Raw genomic sequence first — 6,056 nt, forward strand, 5'->3', positions numbered from 1 at the left:
AAGCACGGTCAACACCGAGCGTGCGACCCCCTGACCGAGCCCCTGCTCCCGACCTTCCTCCAAGCCCTGCTCGAATCCTTGCTCACGCCCTTGAGCGCGGAGCCGCTGAGCAGATTCCGAACGGAAGAACGACAGATCCGTGTCCATTTTGTCCCTCCAGAGCTGGGCGGCGTCGGTATGCGAAATTCCCTGTTCGATCAGTTCGGCGTAGAACTCGGTCTCATCGTCGCACCCCCGCCTGCGGAAAGCCATGATGATCGAGTCCAGTATCTCGCTGATCTCCGGCTCCCGGGCATGAGTGATCGCCGATAGCGCCGCCAAAGGCAGGTCAGCGAGAACTTCCACTGGGTCTGTGATCGCAGGCACGTTGTGCGGGCCGAGGACCAGCGGCTGCAGAGTGAGGCTCTTCCAGCTCCGGTAGGTGAGGGCCATCGGCTTGCTCGCCCAGGTCGCGGTCTCCTTGTCGTGACAGACCACGACCAACACGACCGGCAGCCCGTATTTGTTGTGGAGGAAGGTGACGTAGTACGACCACGCCGCAATCCTCGTAACATCTTTGTTCGACTGCGCCTCGACGACCAGCAGGAACTCGTCGTCTACGGTCACAACCCGCAAGATTGTGTCCGCACGCCGTTCAACCGGCGCCGTCGCGGTGAGGTCGACCGAAATCTGCTCTACTGCAATGGGTTCAGGGAACGGAAGAGCAAGAACGCGGAAGGCATGACCGACCGCCGCGGCATTGTGGGTGAAGATCCCGTGCATCGCTTCATGCGATGAGCTGACCATGCACGAAGGCTATCAATACCCGAACAAGAGTTCGAATCAGGCAAATGCCCCGCCACCGGGATCGTCCCTGAGTTGCCACACAGCGAACGGCGATATTATCGTCTCGACAACCAGCGGTAGCCCTGGTTCGCCGCGAGTTGTCGCGGGCGGGATGATCGGCGACTACCCCGCTATGGAGATATATCAGGACAACGCAGCGGGAACGTCGCGTCCGGTACTCATCGATCGGCAGCCTCAGGTGGTCAGTTCGGTCCAGTGACGAATCTTCCTTTCCACCACGAGGTCGGAGATCCCGAGTTGAGAGCCGTCATGTCGGACAGCTCCACGACCACGCGCACTGCATGGGTGTATTTTTCGCTGCAAAGCGCGAACACCTCGACGAAGGGCGCGACCTCGATGAAGCATGAATACGAAGCGACCTTCTTGGCGATCGACGTCGATGCGGTCAGGGCTCGGCTCGAGGCTCTCGGCGCCACCTTGACTCTCCCGCGAACCCTGCTGACCCGCAAGATCTTCGATGGCGACACCATCCCCGCTGGCGCCTGGGTCCGCCTGCGCCACGAAGGCACCCGAACGACGTTGACGCTCAAGCACGTCACCGACTCCTCCACGATCGATGGCACCACCGAGATCGAGACCGTGGTCGGCGATCTCGACTCGATGGCCGAAATCCTCGTCACCATTGGGCTGCAGGAGGTCCGCTACCAGGAGAACTACCGCGAAGAATGGCGTCTCGGCGACATCGTCTTCGATCTGGATACATGGCCTGGCCTGCCCACATTTCTCGAAATCGAGGGACCCGACGAATCCGCGGTTCGCCGTGCCGCGGCAGACCTCGAACTCGACTACGGCCAAGCGAAGTTCGGCAGTGTCGACACCATCTACCGAGTAGAGATGAGCCGCGACATCCTCGCGGAGCCGACGCTGCTGTTCAACGACTTCGACGAGTAGGGCGCGTATCCTCTCGAATCTGTCGTATGGCCGTGGCAGACTTCGTTCGTGGGCCACGGGGATGAGTACGCGTTTCGTTCGAAGATCTTTCACGCACTGAGGCAGTTGGTCGACGAGCGGGGCGGCTTTGTCACCCGGGCCGATCTGTTGGAGTTCAAGGTCGGAGACGATCCGATTCAGCTTGTCGACCGCAATCGCGGGATCCGGAATCCGAAGGGGCTCGCATCCACGCTGTCGATCATGTCCAAGCCAGGCAGCCCGTACGAGGACGAGGTCGTCGGGGACTCGTTGTTCACCTACGACTATCGCGAAGGCCCGATCGATGTCGGCGACAACATCAAGCTCAGGAAGTCTGCGGAGACCGAACTTCCGCTCATTCTGCTTCGGTGGATCAAAGTCGGTCCCGACATTCGTTACTTGCCCATCTTTCCGGTCTATGTCGTCGCCGACGATCCGACCAATCGCCGGGTGCTGCTTGCCCTAGATGAATCATTGCGCGGCGTCAGCGATCCGCAGCACTTGACGCAGACCGAGCGTCGCTACGTCCAACGGATCACCAATCAGCGCCTGCACCAGCCACAGTTCCGCAGCCGAGTGCTGATGGCCTACGGGAACCGATGCGCGGTGTGCAGGCTCGGCCGTCCTCAATTGCTCGAAGCTGCACACATCATCTCCGACGGCAAAGAGCATGGTATCGCTGATATCCCGAACGGCTTGAGCCTCTGCAAGATTCACCATGCGGCGTATGACCGGAACCTGATGGGAATCTCCGATGACTACCGAGTTCACATCGGGTCGGTCTTGGCGAAAGCCGACGATGAGGGGCCGATCCTCGAGTTCGGGCTCCAAGGCATGGACGACGTCCAGCTCACGCTGCCCGACAAGAAGGCGTTCTATCCTGCGCCTGAACGACTTGCCGAACGCTTCAGCGAGTTCGTGAACGGAGACAAGGCGTTCCGCGTCGGCAAGGTCGACTTCCAGCGAACCGAGCCGATGGTCGTCGGATCACACCTCGGGACAATATAGATCGGCTATTCCTCGGCATCGCAATCGATAATCGGTGCGGCAGTACCCGAATCTCTCGTGGTGAAGCGAACGACCCGGTCGGCGCCTCCATACGCGGAGGCCGGCGCAACGAAACCGAACGTCAGGACCAGCTTGCCCGGGTCGATCGCACCACTGGGGTCCACGCTCGATACATGATGCGGTTCGACGACCGCGTGGATCAGGATGGCGCCGGTGCGCTTGCCGACAAACCGCTCCGTATTCGGATCCCTCGAATCACCGATGGCCCCTGCGATGCGCAGCGCAATGCTGCGGTGACGGCTCGTGCTGATCGAGCCGAAGAGCGGATCACGGCGCCGCACACGGTCCCATCGGGTGATTTTCCTGCCGCCCACACGAACTTGCTGATCGCCCTTTTCACGCTGTGGCGCAAGTACGACCCACTCGTCCACCGCGCGACCAACTCCGCGCGTGATCGAACGCAAGTACTCGAGGTGTGGGCCGAACTCACCGGGCGCCCGCCACTTCGTTCGTTCGGCGAGATCGAGGAATTCCTCGGGTGACAGTCTGCCGGTCAATGCCGTCAGATAGTGGACCGTCGGTGCGGAGTCCTTGGCATGCCTGCCGTGCTGCGCAGAAAAGTGATACGCGAAACGTGTTATCTCCGTTGATAATCCGTCGAACGCAGGGGTCCACACAGCAGTGTTGTGCTTCAACTGCGCAGCAGAGGTCGGATACGCCGTCGGCTCCAACCACTTTCCCGGCGAACGCACCTCGACCAGTTTCGCGTTGTACATCTTGTTGGGGCTGGCCGGTTTCAGCTGCGGCAGATGCTGCGAAACCAGGGGCGGCACCTGCGCTGGGGTTACCTGCGGTATTCCGTCGACCATGACCGAGTACTGCTGCAACTCACGCCGGAACGCATCCTCGTCGCGGCAGACAGCCTCGAACGCGCGCAGCAGGTCGATTCCCTTGACACCCGTTCCAGGCTGCTCCCGACCGATGTAGAGACGCACCAAGTCGCGGTAGCCGGGTCGGAATCCGAACCAGCGCCCCATCTGCATCAAGGCCGACATATTCGACGCCCGACGCAGGAAGTACGAGATCGTGAGTCCCTCCACAGTGAAGCCTCGGGAGAGCTTTTGGCCGCCGACCAGGATCTTCCAGATCTGCCGCTTGTCGAAATCCGCTTCACCGGTCTCGATGTCCTTGTCGCTGTTGACGACGATGATCGGTTTCTGGTCTCCCCCGATCCGGAACACGGCTGCCCCGATATACGGCTGCAGCTCCGCATAACTCGACGGCACGACATGGCCGTCTGCGCGGACTGCCGACACCTCGGACACATCGTTGTCGAACAATGTCCGCAACCGTTCATGTCCATTCGGTCCCGAGTAGTCGGAATCCCACCACAGCTTCGTGATGCGCCCCAGCACTTCTCGATGATCGATGGTCCAGCTCGATTCGTGGATCAGCATCGTGTGGTGTTGGAAGAACCCGTCGCCGAGATCGCTCCGCTCCTCGCGATACAGCTTCATCGCGGCCGTGAGGACGAACATATCGATCGCTTGGCGCAGCGTCGCGGTATCGACCTCGTCCAGACCATCGACCTGAACACTGCGCACGTGGGCCTTCTCGTTCGAGTTGGCAAATGTGCGTTCGTCCTCGGGGATGTCATCGTCGAGGTCGTGGAAGTCGCGCGCACCCATGTAGTTGTGGGGCCGCTCGAGCGAGACGATGAAATCCTTCGGGAAGATATCCGCAGCGTCGCTCGGGTCGATGAACACATTGGCGTACGGCGTGGCCGTATACCCGACGTACTGCGCCCGAGGCAGCATCGTCAGCAACTCGGAGATCTTCTTGTTGATGGCAGTGCGCTCGGCGTCCGGCTTCTGCCGGGCGGTGTTCACCGACGCCTCGTCGGACTCGTCGTCGATGATCAGAACAGGAATCTCAGCGAGCGGAGTCTTGATCTTTTTCAGGTCCTGAACAAGTTTGCCGAGGACCGCCTTGTTCTTCTTCACCACCATCAGCCGCGCAGAAGAACGATGCAGGTTGGCTGGGTCGTGCAGTGGCAGTGCGGGTTGCTGCTTCTCGAACTCGAGCGCGACAATCCCTTGTCGAAGGCTCTTGTAGTCGTCATCGCGGGTCGTCATCCGGACGATGTCGAAGGCACCCAAAGCAGCAGGCTGACTACCGAATTTTATGAACTTTCCCTGATTCCATGCCGGATCGTCGGCATAGTCCGACTCGAACTCGCTGGCGCCGCGGAGAATGTTCTCCCAACCCACCAACTCCATATCGAGTCGCCGCTGTGTCTGGGCGCGAAGCAGATTCAAGGTGCCACCGAGCACGATGACCAGCCGATATCCAGCGTCCACGGCCTTGGCGATCACGCCGGTAAAGTTGGCGGTCTTGCCCGACTGAACGTAACCGACGACAAGACCTTTTGCCTGGAAGGCTTCGGGGCGCGACGGGTCCGACAATCGCTCCACCACACTGTCGGTGGCCATGTCTAAACCGGCGACCGCGTCATCGGACCAACCCTTGGAGGACAAGAGGTTTCGATACGCAGGCCAGTACCATTCGCGGCCGTACTTCGTGGTGGTCCGGTACCAGGGCTCGAATTTTTCGCTGATCACCACAGGCGGCGGAGTCTTCATCACCGGCGCGCAGGCTTCGAGTAGTTTGCGCGTGCCCGGCTCCAGATCGAGCAGGTCGTAGATATCGGTGCGCCGCTGGTCTGTCCGTGGTTCGGAGGCTGACCAATTCGGATGTTCCGCAAAATCCCAGTGTGTCAGCTGCTTTCGCCACATATCGACCAACTGATCACTGGGACCAGCCGCGAGCAACGCGGACCGGAAATCTTCTTCATTGGCCGACGGCTGCGCACCGGGCAGATCATATGCCTGATAGCCCATCGCCCGAGCGAGACTCTTCGGCTTGCTCCCAGCCAGGTCGGCAAGCACCGCACGGTGCAGGTCGAGCCGAGTCGACTCAGCCTGCGACATCAGAATTTCCATCAATGTCTACAGTCCTGCCTGATCGCGCTCGACCCGGGCGGCCGAGATGAGTACCGACTGCCACAACGCCAAATTGTCCTTGATTCGGGACCCATTTCGTTCCTTGCCGAACACATCGTGCAGCAGAAAGAACATGAGCGCCTTGAGCATTGGCGCATCGTTCAAGCTGCCATTGCGGCCGCCCAACATCGCGGAGCGAAATCTCTTGTTGAGCAGAATCATTCGCGCCTCGCCGTCGATGTCGAAGAAGACATCGTCTGGCAGTTGCCGCCACTCGATTCCGATGGGATC

At 60.5% G+C, this 6,056-nt stretch carries 4 protein-coding genes and 1 pseudogene; 2 read left to right on the forward strand and 3 right to left on the reverse strand.

Annotation, left to right across the window (positions count from 1 at the left end; all coding sequences use genetic code 11):
* Window positions 1-786: hypothetical protein (locus ACFWF3_RS20995; protein WP_379314949.1), on the reverse strand; the 786-nt coding region annotated here is incomplete at its 3' end.
* 396 nt (window positions 787-1,182) lie between these two features.
* Between ACFWF3_RS20995 and ACFWF3_RS21000 the strand changes: the two genes are divergently transcribed.
* Both ACFWF3_RS21000 and ACFWF3_RS21005 read left to right on the forward strand, forming a co-directional pair.
* A complete protein-coding gene (locus tag ACFWF3_RS21000) occupies window positions 1,183-1,737 on the forward strand; it encodes a class IV adenylate cyclase (RefSeq protein WP_379314950.1) in 555 nt (184 codons plus the stop codon).
* Between the two features lie 48 nt (window positions 1,738-1,785).
* Window positions 1,786-2,763: an HNH endonuclease gene (locus tag ACFWF3_RS21005; protein ID WP_379314951.1), complete on the forward strand. Its 978-nt coding sequence runs from the start codon at window positions 1,786-1,788 to the stop codon at window positions 2,761-2,763.
* Between the two features lie 5 nt (window positions 2,764-2,768).
* Here ACFWF3_RS21005 and ACFWF3_RS21010 read toward each other — a convergent pair whose 3' ends face one another.
* Together ACFWF3_RS21010 and ACFWF3_RS21015 are read right to left on the reverse strand one after the other, a co-directional pair.
* A complete protein-coding gene (locus tag ACFWF3_RS21010; RefSeq protein WP_379314952.1) occupies window positions 2,769-5,765 on the reverse strand; it encodes a Z1 domain-containing protein in 2,997 nt (998 codons plus the stop codon).
* 6 nt (window positions 5,766-5,771) lie between these two features.
* Window positions 5,772-6,056 (reverse strand): annotated as a pseudogene (locus ACFWF3_RS21015) (ATP-binding protein); the annotation flags it as partial.

It is taken from the genome of Nocardia sp. NPDC060220 (assembly GCF_042727815.1).
GTDB lineage: Bacteria > Actinomycetota > Actinomycetes > Mycobacteriales > Mycobacteriaceae > Nocardia.